The organism is Xanthobacter sp. ZOL 2024, from assembly GCF_052932325.1.
The window spans coordinates 4,034,953-4,056,615 of record NZ_CM128808.1; the positions used below are offsets into that span (position 1 = coordinate 4,034,953).

A 21,663-nucleotide genomic window follows, 5' to 3' on the forward strand; every position below is an offset into this window, starting at 1 on the left:
GAAAAACCACCGCCCTGGCACGGGGCGGTGGTTTGGTCACGTGGCCGGCTGCAGCGGCGCTTAGATGCTCGGCGCGGCCAGGGCAAGGATGTCGGCCAGCAGGGCGTCAACGTGGCGGGGCTCCATTTCGTCGAAGGCATCGCGCTGGCGGTGGAGGGTGTGCGCCTTGGCGGCAAGATCGGCGAGGCTGCGCGCCGGCGTGGTCAGCAGGCGTTCTTCCAGCAACTCCAGCGCATCGTCGGCCGCATCCTGCTCGGCTTCGGCAGCGGCAAGGCCTGAGGCCTCGCGCTGGCGCGCCTCCGCAGCCTCAGCCGCTTCGATGGCGGCGAGCCGGGCACGGGCCCACCCCGCCTGCTTGGGGGTGCACGGGTGCTCGCGCAACATGTGCCGAAGCAGCGTTGGGTTGGTGGTGACCAGCGCGCCGCCGCCCTGCAGGCGCAGGGTGGTGCGGAACTGCGGCGGGCAAAGGCCCTCGGCAACTTCGTCGAGGCTCAGGGTTTCCGGAGATCTGCTCACCGCGCAGTTGAAGGAGGGGTGCAGCGCCAGCACCGCATTGAGCGTTTCGCGCGCCGCCGTCGCTCGGGTGAGGAGCGCCTGGCGTTGGCGCCAGAGGACGGCGATCGGGGTTGGTGCGCAGGTCATGGGGCAGTCCTTTGCAGGCGGGCCTCGGCGAGCAGGATCTCGCGCAGCTGGGCGAGGTGGCGGGAAGTGTCCTGCGCCACCTCGGCGAAGGCGGCCCCATAGGAGGGATCCGCCATGCGCTTCAGGCCTTCGGCCATCATCTCGATGCCGGTCAGCCGGTCGCCGATGGCGAGGAGGAGGGTGAAGGCGTTGGGCTCGCTGTTCATTTCGCGTCTCCCGGGGGGGTGTCGTTGAGAAAGTCCTCGTCGGTGCCGAATTCGCGGTGGGCGGCGCGGATGATGCCCGTCAGGCGGTCTTCGGCGCTCATGATCAAGGCGCGGAGGGATTTGGGGTCGATGTGGTTGGTCAAGGAGTCCGCCCCGGCCAGCAGGTCATCGATGGCGCCGAGATGAGCGCGAAGCCAATCGAGCTCCATCACGAGGTCTTCGCCCTCCTTCCTGGCCGCAAAGTCTTGGGTGATCTGGCAGCGGCCCGCACTCGGGCGCACCTCGGCTTTGGCAGGCATGTGCTTTCCTTCTGAGATGAGGGGCGCGCCACGGCGCGCGGTGGGGGATCAGTCCGCGTGCTCGCGGTGGGCGGCGCGGATGATGCCCGTCAGGCGGTCTTCGGCGCTCTGGATCAGGGCGCGGATGGATTTCGGGTTGATGTGGTGGGGCAGAGAGTCCGCCCCGGCCAAGAGGTCATCGATGGCGTTGAGATGGGCGCGGAGCCAATCCAACTCGGTGATCATGTCTTCGTCGCCCTGCTCCGCGGTGAAGTCTTCGGTGAACTGGCAGTGGCCCTCGCGCGGGCGTGCTTCGGCTTTCGCAGACATTGCGTTTCTCCTTCGGTGGTGATGGGCGCGCCATGGCGGTGCGGCGGGGAATCAGGCGGCGAGTTCGCGAGCCAGCAGGGCTTCGAGGTTGGCAACGCGCATGATGTCCTTCGACCGATAGCGGGCAGTGGCCCAGTCCCGCGGGGTGCCGGCGCGGCTGTAGCGGGCCGCGTTGGCACGGGCCACCTTGAGGGCGGAGTCGAGCCGCGCGATCACCTCGCTGCGCGGCATGCCGCGCATGAGGATGGCGCCGCTCCGCATCAGAGCGTCCCAGCTGTTCACCGGGGCGTTTTTCGCCTCGGTCCAGGCCTGGCGCAGGGCAGCGCCGAAGGCCGGCCGGCTGAAGCGCTGCATAGAGAGGCGGAAGATGGTCCAGGCCCGCTTCATCACGCTGCTCCGATCGATCTTGGCCATCTCTCGCCTCCCCCTCAACCTTGTGTTAATAGTATCTGGTTATCCGATTAAGTCAATCTCAATCGAACAAGGTTGTTCCAAAATGTTACTCACGGCAGAGCAAAGCCGCGCCGCCCGCGCCCTGTTGGGGTGGTCACAGGATGAATTGGCCGGGCGGGCAGCAGTGGCGAAGCCGACCATCGCCAGCTTTGAGGCGGGGCGGCGCCAGCCCTATGCGCGAACGCTGGCCGACATTCGGAAAGCATTGGAAGGCGCAGGCGTGTCCTTCATCGCCGCCGGCGAATCCTCCGCGACGGGCGGCCCGGGGGTGCGCTTGGAGGTTATCCCCACCGATGAAGGCGCAGCGTCATGAGCCACCTCATCGGCGCACGCCCGCGCTATTTCGCCCGGCTGGAGCGTGAAGGGCCCTGGTGGTGCGCTGAATTCAGGGACTGTCCCGGCTGCCTGACCTTCGGCCGTGGCCGCACCGAGGCGCTGCGGAAGGCGGCTGACGCGCTCGCGACGTGGTGCGCTGGCATGCCGCCGCGCCGCCTGCCGCGCCCGTCCGGCCCCCGCCCCGGCGAAGTGCTGGTCCAGGCCCGCTTTAGCCGGTCACCGCACCCGCTGGAATACTGGGGCGGCACCCGCTTTCTCGCCCCGCTCGCCGCGCACTGGGCAATGATCGGGCGGGGGCGGTGATGAGCAAGATGAAGCGCCGCGAAATGCGCGATTCGGATCTGGATTTTCTCAGGCATGGGGCAACGGGTGATCTGCCCAATTGCTCGCGGGAGATGGAAGCACGGATTCAGGCTGGGGAGTTGGAGCGCAAACCTTGGTCGGAACCGGTGGAGCGGCTTCCGATTGATGATGTGTTGGCGGGTCTGATTGACCGCAGGGACGCGCGCGGACGCGCGCTTCACCCGCGTATCACGAGGGAATCGGCAGGCGACAGGTGCCCTTTTGCGCTGGCGCGGTGGTTCATCCCTTTCGCGGTTAATTCCGGCAACATGCGGTATCGCATGGTGGCGGCGTTGGCCAAAGAGCGCGCCACCATAGAGAGACGGCTGAAGGATGTGGCGGCGGCGCGCGAGGCCTTGGCGGCGATCGCGTTATGGGATGAGGAGAGCGCCGCGCGAGATGATCAAATTGACGTGCAGGGTTACTTTCGCGGGGATCGGGCCATATGGAGGCAAGACAAGCGCAGTGAAGATAAGGGCCTCGAACGCGCGCAACATTATGATGACGCACACACACGGGCGGTTGGCGGGTTGCAGGATCTGCGTATTGTTGCCGCTATTCTTAAAGAGCGGCATGGTGAATTGGAGTCCCCAAGGGGTGCCCCCCACCTGATTTGGCGCCGAGAGTTCATTGAGGGAATGGGCTTTCTCTGGCGCCGTCTCACAGGGTCCAATCCGCCGCGCAGTGATCACTTCTATGAGTTCGTGGCATCAGCGTTTCATTCAATCGGAGGCGCGCAAGATCTGGAATGGCATCGCGCGGTGCGGACCACCCTCGCGGAAATTGATGAGCGGCCAGCGGGTGAAGGCATAGGCGCGGAGTTCGAGCGGGCTTTGAGCGAGAGCGAGCTGAGCACCGCGCGCGCGGGCAGCGGAAGTGGTGGAATGCTGATCCCTCGCTCATCAAAGGTCGGGAGGCGGATGCCGCCGGCTGCCGCCACGGCGCCTGCGCCCGCGCGGGCTCTCAATGGGGTGAGCGTAGCGCAGCTTGATGCGGTGGTGACGTATCTGGCCGCCAAGGGTCAGCAGGCGGAATTTGAGCGGCTCGCAGCGCTTGTTGATGATGCAAAGGTCATGGAACGCTTGAAGAAGCGCATGGCTGCGGCGCAGGCCACGAAAAAAATCTAAGGACGCTGGGGACACTTCAGCCGCTTCCGCCGCGCGGAAAGTGTACCGAGCGCCCAGGCTACGGACACTTTGCCCCCTCCACACAGTCCCAAAGTGTCCGGCTGACACTTTGCGGCCGATTTCGCGCGCGGAAGTGTCCGTTACAAGCCGCTGAAAACACGCTGTCCTGATGGCTCCTAGGGCCTGCTGTTGGCAGGCCGGATAAGGATCTATCCGATGATGCAAACAACGTCCTGCGGCGCCGCGACGCCGGCTCATGTGGAAGCGATGATCGACACGGCCGCTGCGGCCGCGCTTCTCGGCCTCGCGCCCATCACTCTCTGTAAAATGCGCGTGCGCGGCGATGGTCCCGCCTACGTCCAGCTCGGCCGAGCGGTGCGCTACCGCCCCTCGGTACTTATGGAATGGGCCGACTCGCGCAAACGCACCTCCACCAGCGCCGCAACCATCGCGGCCGAAGCTGGGGAGCGCGCGTGATGAAATCGCCCCCCTCACCGTTCATTCTGACCGAAGACGAAGGTGCTCTGTTCCTGCGGCTTCTTTCGGGCGCGGATCGTGGTCGCGTGACCGTGACCGAGCTCCTGGCGCAGGCGCTCACGAAGGCCATTTTCCCGATGGCAGCTGAATATCTCGCGGCCCTCGCGCCGATGACGCGCCTTGGCGGCGGCCTCGTCTCTCTCGCCGGCCCGTCGGAAGCGGCGTGCTGGCCGGCTGGTGCGGAGCAAACCGCAGATCTGCGCTTCGCCCCGGGCGAGGTCAGGGTAGATGCACTGACCGGCACATGGGAGGACGGAAACGGTCGTCAGGCTGCCTTCGCCTGGGCAGAGGCGGTGGCCGGACGGCTTTGGCGCCGGCCGGATGACCCCTGCGGCCCGCAGGATGCGTTTCGCCGGCTCCTCGCCCTGCTGGGCGCGGCAATCCTCCTCACACGGATGCGCGAGCGCGGCTACCCGCTCCCGGCGATAGCGTCCCCGCCCATGGCTGCGGAGTTGCCCCCGGAAGCCGCCACCACCGAAGAGGTGGTGAGTGTTCCGGTGGTGGTGCTCGGCGGACTGGTGACCACCGCCCGGGCGCTGGAAGCGCTGGTGCGCGATCTCAAGCGCTCAGAAGCCGTCGAATTCTCGGGGGTTAGCCTGTCCGAGGTCCAGGATTCCGCCGCCGTCTTTGCCGCCTATGGCGAGGCCGCCCTGGCGGCGCTTAAGCCCCGCAACTGAGCCGGGTACGCGCCCCGGCGCGGGCTCCCATCAATCCCCTCTTCCTCCACCCCAAAGGAACCCCCATGTCCGAAACCATCACCATCACCCTGCGCCGCTGCATCGTCACCCATTCCGGTCAAGTCGATAGGCTGACCGTGCGCGAACCCCGAGGCGAAGAGCTCTTTCGCTACGGCGAGCCCTTCTCAGTGGCGAAAGGCGAAAATGGCGTCCTGATGAGCGCGGAGAATGACGAGACCATCAAGAAATACGTCGACGCCTGCGTTGTTGATGTTGATCCGATACATCTCGCCCAGCTCTGCCTCGCTGATGCGATCGCGCTGAAGGAAGCGGTGCTCGGTTTTTTTACCGCTGCCCGCCTGTCCAACTCCTCCAAATCTGCGACACCCTCGTCTTCGACCTGAAGATTGTGGACGCTCACACCTGCGGAAAACTCACCTTCAGTGAAATCATCTTTTGGACGATCCGCGCGGGCAACCGCGCGAAGCTGATTGAAGCCGCGAGACGGAGATCCGGACGATGAGAACCATCGAGGCGCGGGCGATTATTTCCGCCAAAGACAATACCGGCCAGGTCTTCGAAAGCATCGCCGGCAAGATTCGCAAGCTTGAACAAGCCACCCGCTCCGCCTCGGGCGGCGCGGGCAAGGCCCTGGGCCAGGTGGCCGGGCCGCTCGCGAAGATCGACCACGCGGTTCACAAGATCTCTGGTGCGGTGGGGGCGAGCTATGCCGTCCACCGCACCGCCCGGGCAGTGGAAAACGTCGCAGAGCTCTACAAAACCTATGATGACCTGGTCCGCTATCAGCGCGCCATCCTCGGGATTACGGAAGAGCAACAGAAATCCTTGATCAAGCAAGCCACCAGCGGCGAAATCAAGGGATTCAACGACATCGAAATCCTGCACGCGCAGACGGATCTGGCTCAACGTGGCCTGCCGGCCGACGCCATCGCCGCCATCACGGACGCCTCGGCCAAGTTCGCCTTGGCGCTGGGCACCGACCTGCCCACCGCCGCCAAAACGCTGGAAGGCATTCTGTTTTCCACCGGAAAGGACCTGAAGGACACCTCGGCCGCGGTGGAGGCTGCAAACAAAGCGGCCTCCTACGCCACCAAGCTCGCAAAAATTAGCGGGCTCAATGAAGAAGACGTGCGGCAGTTCTTCAAATATGGTGGCGCGCCGGGCTCCGTTGCAGGGTTTTCCGATGAAACACTGGGCGCGATGGCCGCGATCCTGCGCAAGTCGAATATTCGCGGCGACGAATCCGGCGTTGCGGTTCGGGCTTTCGCGGGAAAGCTGGTGTCGCCCACCAAGAAAGGTATCGAAGCGCTCGGCGCCCTGGGGTTAAACTATGGCGATTACACCAAAATGCCCGGCGCGCTCTCCGCGGAGAACCTGAGCGGCTCGGTCGCCCGGAACCTGGGAAAAAAGCTCTCAGCCGACCAGATTGCGGCCCTGAAGACCCGGCTCGAAGACCCTGAGGTTGTGGGCGATCAAGGCGCTTTCACAGATGCGGTGGTGGACATCGTGGGCCAAAGCTTTGCCAAAGCCAAGAACGGCGAGCTGAAGGCGGTCGATTCCAAAGCAATCGCCAAGGTGGCCGGCGGCTTTTATAAGCTGGCGGTGGAGAGCGTCGATGTTGAGAAGCTGCTGCGCGATATTCTCGCCGCCAATCCCACACTGGCGCAGGCGAATGCTCTCTTCACGGACCGGCAGGGTGCGCGCTTTTCCATCCTCGCCAAGGGCGGCCTGCCCCTCTTCAACGACTATGTGCAAAAGCTGCTGACCGCCGGCGGCGACTTCCATTCGAAAATCGCGGAGGAGCGCACCGCCGGCTTTTCCGGCGCCATGCAGCAAGCCGAAGCGGCAGTGCTCAACTTTACCACCGCAGTGGGGCGCGCCTGGGATCCTCAGATGACGGCGGCGGTCAGCACGTTTGGCGGCGCGCTTCAGCACCTCTCCGAGCTTGATCCCACCATTCTGAAAATCGGCACCGCCGCCACCGCCGCGGTGGCCGGCCTGGTGGCCTTCGAGATCGCCGCCAAGGCCGGCGCCGCCGCCATGGGCCTGGTTCGTCTCGCTTCGCTCGGGGCCGCCGGTGCGGGAGCCGCCGCCGGCGTGGGCGCCGCCGCGGCGGGTGCCGGCGCGGTGGCCGGTGGAGCCGGTGCGGCTGCCGCCGGCGCGGCCGGCGTGGGGGCTGTGGCCACCGGCGGCCTCGTCCTCGGGGCGGCTGCAGCCGGCTATCTCGGGTACCTCGCGTACAACGCTTTCGGCGACGCCTTCAAAGACAGTGAACCCAGCAAAGCGGCTGCGGATGCGCTGAATTCCTTCGCGCCGCCCCCCAACGCCCCGGGGCGGCCCGCCCTCCCTGGCGGTGGGGCTGGCCTCACCGGCCCGGGCCTGACTGACCTCGGCGGCGGAAACTACAAAATCGAGTCGGAAGTCACGGGCCGCGCCGATGTGAATGTGACCGTCCGGGTCGAGCCCTCGGCCCTGCTCGAGGCAACGATGAAAAGGGCCGAAGGGGTGCTGCGGATCCAAAGCGCCGCGCCCACGGGCCGCTCGATGCCGGAAGCGGCGCCTACCACCAGCACCGTGACCGGCCCCTGAGGAAGCGCGAACAACCATGACCGAAGACAAAAAGGCGCCCCCATCGACCGTCGCCGCCCACATTGCCGCCATTGTCACCGGGACCGCCGCCGGTGACGATGCCACCCCACCGCCCAACGACCTTCCCACCATCGATAGCCCGCCGCTCGCTGCGGATGCCGCGGAAGGCGACGCCGGCCAGCCGCTGGGCGACGATGCCCCCGCCACCACATCGCCCGCCAGCGCCCCGCGCAAGCGCCGCGGGCGGCCCCGGCGGCGGCGAGAAGGCGATGCCGAGGGCGAGGCGGGCGGCGAAGAAGATGCCGCCCCCCGCAAAGCGCCCCGGCGGCGCTCCACCGCGGCCGACACCATCGGCGAAATCGCCGAAGGCGCGGAATTCTGGCGCGCGCCCAGCGGCGACGGCCACGCCACCATCGACGTGAACGGCCACCGCGAGAACTGGCCCCTGGAAAGCCGCGGCTTCGAACGCTGGCTCGCCTCCCGAATTTTCGACGTCACAGGCGTGGCGCCCACCTCCAGCGCCCTCAAGGATATTGCCCGGCTGTGCGATGTGCTCGCCCAGCGGGGCCCGACACATCAAATTTACCGCCGCGTGGCGCGCGTGGGCGATCGCATCTTCATTGACCTATGTGACGATGCATGGCGCGCGGTGGAGGTGACCGCGCAGGAATGGCGCGTCATCGACGCCTGCCCAGCCAAGTTCCTCCGCTCGGCCGGCATGCTGCCGCTGCCCGAGCCGGAGGCATCGGATAGCGGTCTGAGCGAGCTACGGGGGCTGGTCAACGCCGATGGCGAGGACAATTACATCCTGACGGTAAGTTGGTTGGTGGGTGCGCTCTCTGGCGAAGGCCCCTTCCCGATCGCCGTTCTCTCGGGCGAGGCGGGCACTGGCAAAAGCCGGCTCGCGGTGCGCATGCGCTCCCTGGTTGATCCCTTTGTGGCCGCCATGCGCTCGCCCCCGAAAGACCTGCGCGACCTGTTCGCCGGCGCGGCGAACGAGTTTGTCGTGGTCCTCGACAACATCTCGTCCATGCAGGCCGAGCTTTCCGACGAACTGTGCCGCATCGCGTCCGGATCTGCCTCTGCCGCCCGCGCCCTCCACACGAACACAGAACAGGTTTTCCTGACCGGAGCCCGCCCCATCATCTTGAACGGCATCGGCGGGCACTTCGGCGCCCAGGCGGACCTCATGTCGCGCGCCCTGGCAATCCGCCTCGCGCCCATTCCCGAAACGGCCCGCCGCACCGACCGAGAGATGGACGCGGAGTTCGCCGCTGCGCAGCCGCGCATCATCGCCGCGCTGCTGGACGCCGTGTCCGCCGCCCTGCGCAACGCCCCCACCACCACCCTGGCCAGGCTCCCACGCATGGCCGATTTCGCCCTGTGGATGACGGCCGCCGAGCCGGGCCTGGGCTGGGAACGGGGGACCTTCGTGCAGGCGCTGGAATCCGGCCGGGAAGAGACCATGGAAGCGGCCTATGACGCTGACATCGTCGCCAAGGCCATCGTCGCGTGGATCGAGGATGAACACCCGACCAGCGGGTGGGAAGGCACCCCCTCCCAGCTCCACGAGATCCTCACCCGCCGCACGCCCGAGGAGGTCCGCCGCTCCCGGTCATGGCCGGCCACGGCCATGGGGCTCGGCACGCGGGTGGATCGGGTTGCCGACCTGCTGCGCTGGAAGGGGCTCACCTTCGTCCGCCGCCGGGGCGAGCGGCGCACCTTGATCATCGCGCCATCGTATCCCCAGCGGTGACCGCCTTTCCTTCCGCGCCCGGCACCCTCTGCCTTCCATTCCGGGGGCCGACGGCGGACGTTCTCACCCCCCGCTGAGGGGGGGGCAGCGCGGCCACACTGTGCCCCCATCGCCACGCCTACCCCCCTATCTAGGGACCGTACACGCATCGGCCCCCCGCACGGGGCCGCAGCCTCCCGAGATGTCGCCAGTGGGTGCACACGCACGCGGTACACGCATCACGCATTTTCAAGCATTTATCCCGTGCCGCACACGTGTGCGCGCGCCCTGGTTGCACGCGCGCGCGGCCAGCCGAGGCCGGCGCCCTCAGCGCGCCCGGGTCCTTCCGAACACCCCCACCCTGCGCGGGCCCGCGGCTCCCGAGCATTCGGCAGTCCGACGCGCAGGGGATCACGGTTGACCTGGTTGACGATCCGCAGCGCCAGTTGACGGGGTGATTTTGTGCGCCAAAAAATCGAATTAAATGGCTCGAAAATGCGATTCTGCGCGCCCGAAAATCGGCGTAAGGGGCCAAATCCCACACTATTACACCTCAGACGAGGTGTTCACGACGGCTCCCGTCGGCAGCACGACGGCTTCGCAATCCCCCGCAACGCCTTCAAATATAAGGCGTCACGACGCCTCGACGCTTTCGACGGCTCTATTTTACGTGCGCGAATTTAGAAAAAAGGAAAAGAAAAAGGTGTCGCAGGCCGGCGAGTGGAGAGGCGCACATGGATATGTGAAAAAATGGGCTATATAAGAAGCCGTCGAAGGCGTCGAAAGCGACTTTGTTGTTATATATCATGTACTTATGGGAATTTTCTGGCCGTCGTGCCGCCGACGGGAGCCGTCGGGAGTCCACCATAAGCGGTGCTATGGTATAGTTTTTAGGGCTTCAGCGGCCCATTTTCACACATCAAACACAATACTAACACTTTGTTGCCACATTTGGCGGCAGGCCTGGCCATCGGCCTTTTCCGCCCCCCTGCGCGCTCTTGGACCTGCCGTGCGGTGGGGGCCGTGGCACCCCACCGCACGGCGCAAAGCCTCCACCCCACGCCCCTCAAGCGCCGCTCGCGCTCGCGGAGTGCAACCCATTGGTGCCTTGGGCGCCGGCGCCCCTTCCTCTGGGGCCTTGCGTCATTCTCCGCCGTCTCGCGCGAAGAGCGACAGGAGGGAGGCGGGGTGAAAAAGGTTGCTCTGCAAGTGGGATTGCAGAGGGAGCGGCTTGGAAGGATATAGTTAAACTGCTATACTGCAGGAACAGGAGCATGAGCGCGTTGAAGGCGGTGGAGTGGATCGGGTCTTCCCTGGCCGACCTTCGGACGTTTCCGGAAGATGTGCGCCGTGGCTTCGGGCAGGCGCTTTTCGAGGCGCAACAGGGTGGAAAGCACCCCGCGGCGAAGCCCCTCAAGGGGTTCAACGGCGCGGGCGTTCTGGAGATTGTCGAAAACCATGAAGGCGACACATATCGTGCCGTCTACACCGTGAAGCTGGCGGGCGTGGTGTATGTGCTGCACGCCTTCCAAAAGAAATCGAAGCGCGGCATCGCCACGCCTCAGCACGAAATCGACCTGATCCGCCAACGCCTGCGCATGGCGGAGGAACTGCATGGGGCCAAACCATGAGCGATAACGTCTTTGCCGATCTCGGCTTTGCCCATCCGGAGGAAGAGCAACTCAAGGCGCAGATCGTGCTCAAGCTGCGAGAGGCCATCAAGCGGCGCCGGCTCACCCAGGCTGCCGCGGCGGATGTCCTCGGCATCGCCCAGCCCGATGTCAGCCGGCTGGTGAACGGCCGGGTGCTGGGCTACTCGCTCGAGCGGATGCTCGGCTTTCTCGTAGCGCTCGGGCATGACGTCGAGATCCGCACCAAGCGCAAGCCGGCAAGCCGGCCCGGACGGATCACCTTGGCGGCCTGAGAGCTCCGTGGGCGGCCCTCGGACGCCCTCGGCGCTCTTCGACCGGCTACACCTTCCGCCCGCCGCCGTGTAGCGGCACCACCGCGCCTGAGGGCTTCTCAGGCGCCTCGCCCATGGCCTCGGCAAGGCGCGCACCGATGGTCTCAGAGGCCCGCCGCAGGGGATCGTCGGCAAGGTGAGCGTAGCGCTGGGTCGTGGCCGCCTGGGTGTGGCCCAAGAGGCGCCCAATCATCGGCAGCCCCAGGCCGGCGCCGGCGCCCACGCTGGCGTGGGTGTGCCGCAGATCATGCAGGCGCACATTGGTGCGCTCTTCCATCACCGGCTGCCCCTTGCGATCGAGCACCGGCTGGCCATCGGCGCCGCGCTTCTCCACCAGCGCCGTGAACCCGGCCCGCCGCGCCACCAGCGCCCACGGCTTCTTGAGGTCCGAGCGCGGCTTCTTCGGATCGTCGCCGGCGATCACATAGTCACCCAGGCGCGGGAGCTCGGCCAGGATGGTGGCTGCCGGCGCGTTGAGGATGATGGTTTTTCGCCCGGTCTTCGAATCGGGTAGCAGCAACAGGCCCCGCTCGAGGTCAACCTCGCTCCACTTGAGGTGGAGAATCTCCCGCAGCCGGGCCCCGGTGAAGATGAGCAACCGAAGCGCGGCGGCGGCGTGGGGGTGAATCCGCGTGCGCCGGTTTTCTTCACGCGGCAGGTGTTTCACCTGCTTGCCGGGGTTCGGTGGGTTCCATGGGATACCGTCGGTCTCGGCCTCGCGGATCGCTGCGCCCAAGCGCTCCAGTTGATCGCTGGTAAGGTAGGTTTCGCGTTGCCGTTCACGGAACCGATCAATGCCCCCGCAAGGGTTCGTTTGCTCCGGAACCTCGCCCGATTTCTCCGCCCAGCTGTAAAGGGAAGAGAGCGCCGCGATCGCTCGATTGGCGGCAGTTTGCGCGTTCACCCCGATCTTGCGGTGAAGTCGGGCAACGTCTGCCCGTGTGATGGTGTGCGCCTTCCTTTTGCCAAGCACAGGAAGGATGTGGCGTCTGAGGGCCAGCTCGTATGCGATTACGGTCTTGGCTTTGCGTTTCGGCTCGACCTCTTCAGCCAGCCAGCGGGCAGCAACCTCTTCCAGCATCGGCGCCGCGCGGTCATGGGCGCGGTCTCCCGCGGGATCTTGGCCACATCGTACAGCCGCAAGCGCATCTCGCGCCATGTTGCGGGCCTGCTCCGGCGTGATCTCGCCATAGGTCCCGAGCTTCATTCGCCGCTTGGCAGTTCCGCGGCCACCACCGCCAGGCCGGTATTCGACGATGAAGGTCTTGGCTCCGGTGGGCGTCACCCGCAGGCCAAAGCCCTTAACCTCCGCGTCATAGAAAACGCGCGGCCTATCTGCGACGGACAGGCCATCCACGACCCGTTTTGAAAGGCGAAATCCATCAGCCATCCCCGTTTGCTCCGAATTTTTTGTCGCCACCCTGTCGCCACCGTGGATGAAAATGCAGGATAAGCACGGAAACGGTAATATACAAACTTTCGTTTAAAATGAATGGCTTATATATTTTGCTACACCTATAGATATTCCCGGAAAACTGGTATTTTCGGATTTGGGAGCAGAGGGTCGCAGGTTCAAATCCTGCTGCTCCGACCATTTCAGCCCCTTGGCACTCAATCCAAATTTGCCCCGCCGGTGCGCTTGTGAGCATCAGGATTGGCCCGTCGCTCCGACTTGACCTGCGGACGGGAAAGGCGCGCCGCCCATGGCCAACTGCGCGACATCCAGAAAGGCAGTGAGGGCAGGGGATACATAGACCTGCGCCCGGCGGATGAAGAGCGTCTCCACCTTCCCCTCCTCCTCCGGCAGGGACAGGATGGATAAGGCGTGACTGCGCGCGTGGGATGCGACGAGATCCACCGGCAGCAATGTCAGCCCCATGCCCGCGGAGACGCAGGCGAGAATGGCATCGAGGCTGCCATATTCCAGCGTCCGCCCCACCGCGATGTTCCGGCGCGCAAGCAGCTGTTCCAGGCGCTGACGATAGGAGCAGCCCCGCCGGAAAACGAAAATGTTGGCTTGTCCACGCTCAACGAAGGGGTCCAGCGAGCGCACGTCCGGCCCGGCCAGCACCGCGAGTTCTTCCAGGAATGCGCGGCGCGCCACAAGGCGGGGATGCGCCACCGGCCCACAGACATAAGCGCCCTCCAGCTCCTGTTGCAGCACCTGCTCCGTCAGCTCGGCCGAAGTACCGGTGCGCAGAGTCAGATCCACATCGGGATGCAGGCTGGAGAAGTTCACCAGGCGTTCGCTGAGGCGCAGCGCCATCGTGGTCTCCATGGCGCCGATCTGAAGGGGGCCGCGCGGTCGGTCGGACGCTGTCACCGACATCCGCGCTTCACGCAACAGCCGGCTCACTTCGGCGGCGAACGGCAGCAGTCTCTCGCCCGCCGCCGTAAGCTTCACACCGCGCGAATGCCGCTCAAACAAGATGACACCAAGGTCCGCCTCAAGCTTCTTGATGCGATTAGTGACATTGGATTGGGCGGTGTTCAGGCGCGTCGCCGCGCCGCCGATCGACGCCTCCCGGCTCACCGCGATGAAGAATTCGAGATCGGCACTCTGCATCAGACATCTCATTTTCAGATGACTACGATCGCATCAAACCATTTTTGGAATACAGAAGCCACTGCTAGCCTCGATAATGATCAGGGCAGCACTCTGATCAGAAATGAGGCAGCCACCGGCCGGACCCGTTCCCAACCGTGACGCCGCATTCCGTGACACGCCTGCGCCCCGCTTGGGAGGACGGGGCCATGCGCGTCAGCCTTCCAAGACGGGAACAAAAACATGACCCTCCAGCCCCATCCGCCACACCCCTCCTCAGGGGGCAGCGGCCGCCTGGGCCTTGCGGCCACCGCAATCCTCGCCGGCGTCTATCTCACTTTCACGGCGCTTGGCGCCTTTGCGCCGCAACTTCTGGCCGCGCCCATCCAACCGGGCGGCATCTTCACCTGGGCCTTCGCACTGGGCCTCGGGGTGATCGGTCTCGGTTTCGTGCTCACGGCCATCTACGCCGTGATTGCCAACCGGCGCGAAAGCGTCGCGCTCGCCGCCCGCGCCCTGGTCCCGGCAGAAGGGGGCGCGCGATGAATATGATCGCCATCTCCTGCTTCCTCGCCATCGTTGCGCTGTCGCTGGCCATTACCTGGTGGGCCGCGCGCAACACGAAGGGAACCAACGATTTTTATGCCGCAGGCGGCAATGTCACGAGCCTGCAGAACGGCCTCGCCCTGGCTGGCGACGCCTTGTCCGCAGGCGCTTTTCTGGGTCTCACCGGCCTCATCTTCGCCAACGGGTTCGATGGCTACATCTTTGCCATCGGCTATTCCACCGGCATGCCCATCGTGGTGTTCCTGCTGGCGGAACGGCTGCGTCAGATGGGCAAGTTCACCTTCTCGGACGTGGTGAGCGTCCATCTCGACGAAACACCGATGCGCATCTTCGGCGCAGCGGCCTCTCTGGTGGTGATTGCGTTCTACCTGGTCGCCCAGATCGTCGGCGCCGGCGCCCTCATCGAGCTGTTGTTCGGCATCGATTTCAAGGTCGCAGTGGCGCTCGTTGGGGGGCTCATGATCTGCTACGTCATGTTCGGCGGCATGATGGCCACCACCTGGGTGCAGATCGTCAAGGCCTGCCTCATGCTGGCCGGCGGCGCGCTGATCGCCGTGCTGGTGCTGCAGCGGTTCGGCTTCGATCTCGCGGCCCTGCTCTACGGGGCGGCGTCGGTCCGCCCCAACGGCGCCGACCTGCTTGCCCCGCAGGCGGCGGCACGGTCCCCTTTCTCTGCTTTGTCTCTGGCCCTTGCGCTCATGTTCGGAACGGCTGGCCTGCCGCACATCCTGATGCGCTTTTTCACGGTCCCGGATGCGCGGGCCGCGCGCAATTCGGTGGTGTGGGGCACGGCCTTCATCAGCACCTTCTACGCCGCCACAGCCATCTTCGGCTTTGGCGCCATCGTGATCCTGTCGGGCGACGCCACGGCCGTCGGTGCCGGCGGCAAGGTGATCGGCGGCATCAACATGGTGGCCATCCATCTGGCCCGCGTGCTCGGTGGAGACATCATGCTGGGCCTCGTCTCCGCGGTCGCCTTCGCCACCATTCTCGCGGTGGTGGCCGGGCTGACCCTGGCCGGGGCCTCCGCCGTCAGCCACGACCTTTATGCCCGCGTGGTGCTGAAGGGCCATGTGGATGAGGCGCGGGAACTGAAGATCTCACGCATGGCCACGGTGGCGCTCGGGATGCTCGCCATCGCCCTTGGCATCGCCTTCCAGGGGCAGAACGTCGCCTACATGATCTCGTTGGCCTTTGCCATCGCCTGTTCCTCCACCTTCCCGGTGCTGGTGCTCTCCATCTACTGGCGTGGATTGACGACGCGCGGCGCCATCGCCGGTGGCAGCATCGGCCTTCTTGCAGCGCTCGGGCTCACCGTCCTTGGGCCATCCATGTGGGTGAAGGTGTTCGGCTTCGCCGCTCCGGTGGTCAGCCTCGATCCGCCCACGCTCATCTCCATGCCGCTGGCGTTCCTCACCTGCTGGTTGGTTTCGATGACGCAGCGGCGTGGCGCGCAGATGTTGCCTGGCGTGGCCTGATCAACGCGGCCGGGGGCGCCATGTCCCCGGCCCCCTCCGCCCATGGCGGGAGCGGTCGCTCGCCGTCGCGCCCCGCTTGAAGAGACTTTGGAATGCCCATGACCACCATCGATCCACAAACCCTCAACACCTTCCGGGAACTGATGGACATCCGCTCCGGGACAGCACTGCCCGCCGATGAGGTGACCCTCACCGGTAGCGACCCTTTCTACCGGACGCCGTTCCGCATCGGCGAAGTGACGGCGGCGGTACTCGCCGCGCGCGGGGTGGCCGCCAATGACCTGTGGGCGATGCGCACCGGGCGCCGCCAGAAGATCTCCGTGGATGCCCGCGCCGCCGCGGCCACGTCCCTCTCCGGCGGCGAGGAGACCCTGCTGAAGGGCGAAGATGGGCTTTACCATTCCATTCCCACCTCAGCGGCCATGAAGCACATGGTGGCGCTGACCCAACCCTGGGCCACCGCCGACGGCGGCTGGGTGCTGCCGCATACCAACCTGCCCCATCTGGAACGCCGCGTGCTTCACGTGCTCGCCTGCAACAGCACGGTGGAGGATGTAGCGGCCGCGGTAGGACGCTGGGACGCCGACGCGCTGGAGAACGCCCTTGCTGACGCCCGCGCGTGCGGCGGCAAAGTCCGCACCCCCGAGGAATGGCTCGCCCATCCGCACGGCGCCTATCTCGCCGCGCGCCCGGTGGTGGAGATCACCAAGGTGGCAGACAGCGCGCCGGAGCCGCTGCCGAAAGGTGGCAAGGCGCCGTTGTCTGGTCTGCGGGTGCTCGACCTCACCCGCATCCTCGCCGGCCCCACGGCGGGCCTCAGCCTGGTCGAGCATGGTGCCGAGGTGCTCATGGTGACGGCGCCAGAGTTGCCCCAGGTCCCCGCCTTCGTGCGCGATACGAGCCATGGCAAGCGCAGCACCTTCCTCAACTTCACCCGTCCGGAGGAGGCAGATCGTCTGCGCGAGCTGGTTGAGATCGCCGACGTGTTCATCGACGGCTACCGGCCGGGCCGACTTGCCGCCTATGGGTTCGGCGCCGAGCAGCTCAGGGCCCTGCGACCCGGCTTGATCCATGTTTCCGTGAACTGCTTCGGCTCCGGTGGACCCTTCGCCGATCGGGCGGGATGGGACCAGGTGGCGCAGGCGGTTACCGGCATCTGCCATACCCAGGGCGAGCTGAACGGGTCCGGACGCCCAGAGCTGACCCCGGTCTTCATGTGTGACTTCATCACCGGTTTTCTCGGCGCCTATGGCGCCATGCTGGCGCTGGCCCGCCGGGCGCGTGAGGGCGGCAGCTACCGGGTTCAGGTCTCCCTGTGCCAGTCGGCCATGCTTCTGCAACGCGAAGGACTGATCTCGGACTTCGCCGACGCCCCCGGCCACCTCTCGCCGGAGGAGTTCGAGGCGCTCTCGGTCCGTGTCGACGGCACCTGCTACGGCGATTTGAAAACCCTCGCCCCCGTGCTGCGGATGTCAGACACGCCCTGCACCTGGCCGCGCCCCACCCCCGCCCTCGGCAGCGATCGGCCCGAATGGCAGCACCGGGTTACGCCGGCGCCTAAAGCCGCAGGTGCAGTCCGCTAGGCGCACAGCCACCCCTGTGACTTGCCCTCGGCGCGTCATAGGGGCGTCGATCCTACAGGGATGCGCGGCGTGTGCCCACCTGGCTTCAGTGCAGCGAGGTGAGGTGATGGCCCGGCCCTCCTTCGCCTGCAGATGGACGCGTTCACACACCCAGCGGACCGTGATGAAGCCCGCACACGCTTAGGCAGGAGGGGACGACCGTCACGCCCCCACTGCGGCCTCGCCACGAGAAAATTGGACGCCATCTGCCCTCGGTGGACACGGGGATTCGGATGGAGAGGGCGAAATCGGCACCGGTGGAAGACCATAGCGGGCGCGCAGGGTCTCCTCCTCATATTCCTCGCGGAACAGCCCACGGCGTCGCAGCAGCGGAAGTACATTGTCCGCGAAGCGGTCGAACTGGTCCGGCAGCACCGGCGGCATGATGTTGAAACCGTCGGCGGCCCCACCCTCGAACCAATCGATCATCAGGTCGGCGATCTGCTCAGGCGTGCCCGCCATGGTGAAATGACCACGGGCGCCGGCAAGGCTCGCCAGCAATTGTCGCAAGGTGGGCCGGGTGGCGGCCACATGGGCGACGATGGCTTCCGCCCGGCTGCGCGAGGCCTCCACCGCCTTGGGATCGGGCAGATCATCCACGGTCAGCGGGTGATCCAGAGGCAGATGGGAAAAGTCATGGCCGCCGAAGCGGTTCTTCAGGCGCTCCAGGCCAACGCTGGGGTGGGCGAGCGCGTTCAGCTCTTCGAGCACACGGCGGGCTTCCGCCTCAGTGGAGCCGATCGCGGCCGAGAGACCGGGCAGCACCACGATCTGCTCCGGCGGGCGACCGAAGGCGCCGGCCTGCTTCTTCAGGTCCCCATAGAAAGCGGTGGCGCTCTGCTTGCTCAGATGGGCGGTGAAGACCGCATCCGCATGGCGGGCGGCGAACCGGCGCCCATCTTCAGATGAGCCGGCCTGCACCAGCAGCGGCCGGCCTTGCGGCGAGCGGGGCACGTTGAGGGGCCCTTCCACGTCGAAATGCGGACCGTGATGGGCGATGGCACGCACCCCATCGCGCCGCGCATAGATGCCACCGGCACGATCGTCCCGCACCGCATCAGGCGCCCAGCTGTTCCATAGCGCGCGGGCCACGGCAACGAACTCATCGGCCCGCGCATAGCGCTCCGCCTGCGTGTCCTGGCCCGTGCGGCCGAAGTTCGCGGCGGCGGCCGCCATCCAGGAGGTGACGATGTTCCAGCCCACCCGGCCGCCGCTCAGGTGATCGAGGGAGGCGAACTGGCGGGCGAGATTGAACGGCTCGCCATAGCTGGTGGAGGCGGTGGCGATGAGGCCGATGTGGCGGGTGGAGGCCGCCAGCGCCGCGATCAGCGTCAGCGGCTCCAGCTCCCCGCGCGCGGCATGGTCCAGATCATCCGCCAGCGCCAGGTGATCGGCGAAGAAAATGGAATCAAGTTTGGCCGCCTCCGCCTTCAGCGCCAGCTCGCGATAATAGGCGAGGTCGGTCAGCGCGCGCGGCGTCGCCGCAGGATGCCGCCAGGCCGCCTCGTGGTGGCCCCGGCCATTGATGAACAGATTGAGGTGCAGCTTTCGGGTCATGGCCTGCATCAGAAATGCACGTGGGGGAACGCTGAGCTGCGCCACGAGGCTTGTGGTCCGCTCCGCTTCGCATTAAGTACACTATATCGATTAATTTATGGAAGTTAAATCGAGATCCGGTCGCCAACGATCGTTAGGATGCAAGAAGCCATGTCCACGCAGCCCTCCGCCCTTCGTGAGCCGTCGCGCTCCACCCCCATCGAATCATTGAGCCCGCTACGGGATTTCGTGGTGGCATTTGGACGGCTGCTCGATGCCCAGCCCGACGAACCGTGCATCCTGCGCGAAGGCGGCGCGCTGCTCACCACTTTGGTGGCGAATGACAGCTGGCTGCCGCAGGCCTATGCCCAGCCCCATCCGAATTACTACCAGCAATATCTGCTGCATGCGGATTCCACGGAGCGCTTCAGCGTGGTGAGCTTCGTGTGGGGTCCCGGGCAGGCGACGCCCATTCATGACCACACGGTCTGGGGTCTCATCGGCATGCTGCGCGGCGCCGAATATAACCAGCCCTACGCCCTCGATGCCGCCGGCCGGCCCCTGCCCCAGGGCGCGCCGAGCCGGCTGGAACCGGGCACAGTGGAAGCGGTTTCCCCCACCATCGGCGACCTGCATCGGGTGAGCAACGCTTTCGCCGATCAGGTCTCCATCTCCATTCACGTCTATGGCGCCAACATCGGCGGCGTGCATCGCCACACCTACCCCGAGCAGGGCGCGCCCAAGCCTTTCGTTTCGGGCTACAGCAACACCACGTTGCCCAACCTGTGGGATCGCTCCAAGGACGGGCTCAAGGATCGCGTGCCGGCATGACCTTTCAAGACACCGCCATCTTCCCCGTTCTGTCGTTCGCCGAAGTGCGCGCGCGGCTGCTGGCCCGCCAGGAAACCGCGCTGCTCGACGTGCGCGAGGAAGCCCCCTTCGCCGAGGCCCATCCCCTGTGGGCCGCCAACCTGCCCCTGTCGCGGCTCGAGCTCGACGCCTGGCGACGCATTCCGCGTCGCGACACGGTGCTGGTGCTCTATGGCGACCACGACGGAGAGGACATCGCGCCCCGCGCCGCCCGACGCCTCGCCGCGCTTGGCTATACGGCGGTCCATCTGCTGGAAGGCGGCCTGGAGGGCTGGCGCGCCGGCGGCGGCGAGTTGTTTCGTGATGTGAACGTGCCGTCCAAATCGTTCGGCGAGTTGGTGGAGCATGAGCGGGCCACGCCCTCGCTGCCGGCCGAGGAACTGGCACAGCTGATCGCCGATCAGGCCGACGTTGTGGTGCTGGATGCCCGGCGCTTCGATGAATATCGCACCATGAGCATCCCCACCGCCACCTCGGTGCCGGGCGCCGAACTGGTGCTGCGGGCGCGGGCGCTGGCGCCGGATCCGCACACCCGGATCATTGTCAATTGCGCCGGTCGCACCCGCTCCATCATCGGCACCCAATCCCTGGTGAATGCGGGCCTGCCCAATCCCATCGCGGCACTGCGCAACGGCACCATCGGCTGGCTGCTGGCCGGCCAGACCCTCGACCACGGCGCCGATCGCCGGCCGCCGGAGGCACCCCCCGCCGCCCGCGCCCAGGCCCAGGCCGACGCGCGCGCGGTGGCCGAACGCGCTGGCGTGCGCCCCCTGCCCTATCCCGAACTTGTGGCATTGGACGCGCCCGATCGCACCACCTATCGGCTCGATGTGCGCACGCCCGAAGAATATGCGACAGGCCATCTCCCCGGCTTCCTTAGCGCCCCCGGCGGCCAATTGGTGCAGGAGACAGACCACCACGCCCCGGTGCGAGGCGCCCGCTTCGTGCTGGATGATGACGATGGCGTGCGCGCCCGCATGAGCGGCTCCTGGCTCGCGCAGATGGGCTGGGAGGTGCATGTGCTCGAAGGGGTGACGGCCGACGCCCGCAGCGCCACCGGCGACGCGCCCGTCAATCGCCCGCCTCTGCCCGAGGTGCCTCTGATCACCGCCGAAACGCTGGCCGCCCGGCTCGCAGCCGCCGAGGGTGATCCGGCTGCGCTCCAGGTGATCGACGTCAATCCCGGCATCGACTATGTGCGCGGGCACATTCCCGGCGCTTGGTATGCCATCCGCGCCCAGCTCCCGGCGGCGCTCAAGGCGGTGCCCCGCGCCCGGCATTATGTGGTCACCTGCGGCCGCGGCATCCTGGCGCGTTTGGCCGCGGCAGACCTGATCGCGCTCCTCGGACAGGAGGCCGAAAAGGAGGCCGCAGTGTCGGTGCTGGAGGGCGGCAATGCGGCCTGGGTCGCGGCGGGGCAGCCGCTGGAGAGCGGCGAGACCCGGCTCGCCGTGCCGCGCACCGATCGCTATCGCCGGCCCTATGAGGGCACCGATGCGCCGCGCGCCGCCATGCAGGCCTATCTCGATTGGGAATTCGGCCTGGTGGACCAGCTGGCCCGGGATGGCACCCACCATTTCCGGGTGATCTGACCTCCACACCGCATCGCCTGCGACACCTGAGCATGCGTCGCAAGCCGTCGCTCGGGGCGCCGGTCCGAGCGCTCCCTGTGACGCGTCTCGCCGTGTGCACGGCGCGTCCCCGTGCGCCCTGACACCCTGCCACCTGACATCTCGACAGCGCTCCGCGCCGCCGCCGAGCGCTGGGGAAAGTGCGCTTGACTTCATTCTATATTTGATCAATCAGTTT

At 66.4% G+C, this 21,663-nt stretch carries 23 protein-coding genes; 15 read left to right on the top strand and 8 right to left on the bottom strand.

Annotation, left to right across the window (positions count from 1 at the left end):
• Nucleotides 1-60: 60 nt before the first annotated feature.
• From ACU4E7_RS18480 to ACU4E7_RS18500, 5 genes are read right to left on the bottom strand one after another with little or no spacing between them, the layout of a single operon-like run.
• Nucleotides 61-642 (bottom strand): hypothetical protein, encoded by a 582-nt coding sequence (locus tag ACU4E7_RS18480; RefSeq protein ID WP_447019751.1) that lies wholly within the window; start codon nt 640-642, stop codon nt 61-63.
• On the bottom strand, nt 639-848 hold the full coding sequence (locus tag ACU4E7_RS18485) for a hypothetical protein (protein WP_447019752.1): 210 nt from the start codon (nt 846-848) through the stop codon (nt 639-641). The genes ACU4E7_RS18480 and ACU4E7_RS18485 overlap by 4 nt, the downstream gene beginning before the upstream one ends.
• Nucleotides 845-1,147, bottom strand: a complete 303-nt coding sequence (locus ACU4E7_RS18490; protein ID WP_447019753.1) for a hypothetical protein — start codon at nt 1,145-1,147, stop codon at nt 845-847. Before ACU4E7_RS18490 ends, ACU4E7_RS18485 begins: the two co-directional genes overlap by 4 nt.
• Nucleotides 1,148-1,195: 48 nt before the next feature.
• Nucleotides 1,196-1,456, bottom strand: coding sequence for a hypothetical protein (locus ACU4E7_RS18495; RefSeq protein WP_447019754.1), 261 nt, complete (start codon nt 1,454-1,456; stop codon nt 1,196-1,198).
• A 51-nt stretch (nt 1,457-1,507) separates the two neighbouring features.
• Nucleotides 1,508-1,870, bottom strand: a complete 363-nt coding sequence (locus ACU4E7_RS18500) for a hypothetical protein (RefSeq protein WP_447021701.1) — start codon at nt 1,868-1,870, stop codon at nt 1,508-1,510.
• Between the two features lie 82 nt (nt 1,871-1,952).
• Here ACU4E7_RS18500 and ACU4E7_RS18505 point away from each other — a divergent pair, with 82 nt between their 5' ends.
• The 10 genes from ACU4E7_RS18505 to ACU4E7_RS18550 all read left to right on the top strand — a co-directional run bounded on the left by ACU4E7_RS18505 (nt 1,953) and on the right by ACU4E7_RS18550 (nt 11,197).
• Entirely contained in the window at nt 1,953-2,222 is a 270-nt protein-coding gene (locus ACU4E7_RS18505) for a helix-turn-helix domain-containing protein (protein WP_447021666.1), read from the top strand.
• Nucleotides 2,219-2,548: a type II toxin-antitoxin system HicB family antitoxin gene (locus ACU4E7_RS18510; protein ID WP_447019755.1), complete on the top strand. Its 330-nt coding sequence runs from the start codon at nt 2,219-2,221 to the stop codon at nt 2,546-2,548. The genes ACU4E7_RS18505 and ACU4E7_RS18510 overlap by 4 nt, the downstream gene beginning before the upstream one ends.
• A complete protein-coding gene (locus ACU4E7_RS18515; RefSeq protein ID WP_447019756.1) occupies nt 2,548-3,714 on the top strand; it encodes a hypothetical protein in 1,167 nt (388 codons plus the stop codon). Before ACU4E7_RS18510 ends, ACU4E7_RS18515 begins: the two co-directional genes overlap by 1 nt.
• Nucleotides 3,715-3,930: 216 nt before the next feature.
• Nucleotides 3,931-4,191, top strand: a complete 261-nt coding sequence (locus ACU4E7_RS18520) for a helix-turn-helix transcriptional regulator (RefSeq protein ID WP_447019757.1) — start codon at nt 3,931-3,933, stop codon at nt 4,189-4,191.
• A gap of 86 nt (nt 4,192-4,277) precedes the next feature.
• Complete coding sequence (locus ACU4E7_RS18525; protein WP_447019758.1) at nt 4,278-4,928, top strand: hypothetical protein; 651 nt, start codon at nt 4,278-4,280, stop codon at nt 4,926-4,928.
• A gap of 65 nt (nt 4,929-4,993) precedes the next feature.
• Nucleotides 4,994-5,332 carry a hypothetical protein gene (locus ACU4E7_RS18530; protein WP_447019759.1) on the top strand — a complete coding sequence of 113 codons (339 nt, stop codon included), beginning with the start codon at nt 4,994-4,996 and terminating at the stop codon, nt 5,330-5,332.
• 115 nt (nt 5,333-5,447) lie between these two features.
• Nucleotides 5,448-7,538, top strand: coding sequence for a phage tail tape measure protein (locus tag ACU4E7_RS18535; protein ID WP_447019760.1), 2,091 nt, complete (start codon nt 5,448-5,450; stop codon nt 7,536-7,538).
• 16 nt (nt 7,539-7,554) lie between these two features.
• A complete protein-coding gene (locus ACU4E7_RS18540; RefSeq protein WP_447019761.1) occupies nt 7,555-9,294 on the top strand; it encodes a hypothetical protein in 1,740 nt (579 codons plus the stop codon).
• A gap of 1,253 nt (nt 9,295-10,547) precedes the next feature.
• Complete coding sequence (locus tag ACU4E7_RS18545) at nt 10,548-10,904, top strand: type II toxin-antitoxin system RelE/ParE family toxin (RefSeq protein WP_447019762.1); 357 nt, start codon at nt 10,548-10,550, stop codon at nt 10,902-10,904.
• Nucleotides 10,901-11,197: a helix-turn-helix domain-containing protein gene (locus ACU4E7_RS18550; protein WP_447019763.1), complete on the top strand. Its 297-nt coding sequence runs from the start codon at nt 10,901-10,903 to the stop codon at nt 11,195-11,197. The genes ACU4E7_RS18545 and ACU4E7_RS18550 overlap by 4 nt, the downstream gene beginning before the upstream one ends.
• 46 nt (nt 11,198-11,243) lie before the next feature.
• Here ACU4E7_RS18550 and ACU4E7_RS18555 read toward each other — a convergent pair whose 3' ends face one another.
• Nucleotides 11,244-12,626, bottom strand: a complete 1,383-nt coding sequence (locus ACU4E7_RS18555) for an integrase arm-type DNA-binding domain-containing protein (protein ID WP_447019764.1) — start codon at nt 12,624-12,626, stop codon at nt 11,244-11,246.
• A gap of 258 nt (nt 12,627-12,884) precedes the next feature.
• The gene (locus ACU4E7_RS18560; protein ID WP_238122538.1) at nt 12,885-13,802 is read right to left on the bottom strand and encodes a LysR family transcriptional regulator; all 918 of its coding nucleotides are present in this window, start codon (nt 13,800-13,802) and stop codon (nt 12,885-12,887) included.
• Between the two features lie 222 nt (nt 13,803-14,024).
• Here ACU4E7_RS18560 and ACU4E7_RS18565 point away from each other — a divergent pair, with 222 nt between their 5' ends.
• The 3 genes from ACU4E7_RS18565 to ACU4E7_RS18575 all read left to right on the top strand — a co-directional run bounded on the left by ACU4E7_RS18565 (nt 14,025) and on the right by ACU4E7_RS18575 (nt 17,409).
• Nucleotides 14,025-14,327 (top strand): DUF485 domain-containing protein, encoded by a 303-nt coding sequence (locus tag ACU4E7_RS18565; RefSeq protein ID WP_447019765.1) that lies wholly within the window; start codon nt 14,025-14,027, stop codon nt 14,325-14,327.
• The gene (locus tag ACU4E7_RS18570) at nt 14,324-15,826 is read left to right on the top strand and encodes a sodium:solute symporter family transporter (RefSeq protein ID WP_337927143.1); all 1,503 of its coding nucleotides are present in this window, start codon (nt 14,324-14,326) and stop codon (nt 15,824-15,826) included. The genes ACU4E7_RS18565 and ACU4E7_RS18570 overlap by 4 nt, the downstream gene beginning before the upstream one ends.
• Nucleotides 15,827-15,918: 92 nt before the next feature.
• Nucleotides 15,919-17,409 carry a CoA transferase gene (locus ACU4E7_RS18575; protein ID WP_447019766.1) on the top strand — a complete coding sequence of 497 codons (1,491 nt, stop codon included), beginning with the start codon at nt 15,919-15,921 and terminating at the stop codon, nt 17,407-17,409.
• A 201-nt stretch (nt 17,410-17,610) separates the two neighbouring features.
• On the opposite strand, the gene ACU4E7_RS18580 is transcribed toward ACU4E7_RS18575, so the two are convergent.
• Nucleotides 17,611-19,005 carry an LLM class flavin-dependent oxidoreductase gene (locus ACU4E7_RS18580; RefSeq protein WP_447019767.1) on the bottom strand — a complete coding sequence of 465 codons (1,395 nt, stop codon included), beginning with the start codon at nt 19,003-19,005 and terminating at the stop codon, nt 17,611-17,613.
• Nucleotides 19,006-19,155: 150 nt separating this feature from the next.
• Here ACU4E7_RS18580 and ACU4E7_RS18585 point away from each other — a divergent pair, with 150 nt between their 5' ends.
• Together ACU4E7_RS18585 and ACU4E7_RS18590 are read left to right on the top strand one after the other, a co-directional pair.
• Nucleotides 19,156-19,815 (top strand): cysteine dioxygenase family protein, encoded by a 660-nt coding sequence (locus tag ACU4E7_RS18585; protein WP_238122534.1) that lies wholly within the window; start codon nt 19,156-19,158, stop codon nt 19,813-19,815.
• Nucleotides 19,812-21,446, top strand: coding sequence for a rhodanese-like domain-containing protein (locus tag ACU4E7_RS18590; protein ID WP_447019768.1), 1,635 nt, complete (start codon nt 19,812-19,814; stop codon nt 21,444-21,446). Before ACU4E7_RS18585 ends, ACU4E7_RS18590 begins: the two co-directional genes overlap by 4 nt.
• The last annotated feature ends 217 nt before the right edge of the window (nt 21,447-21,663 follow it).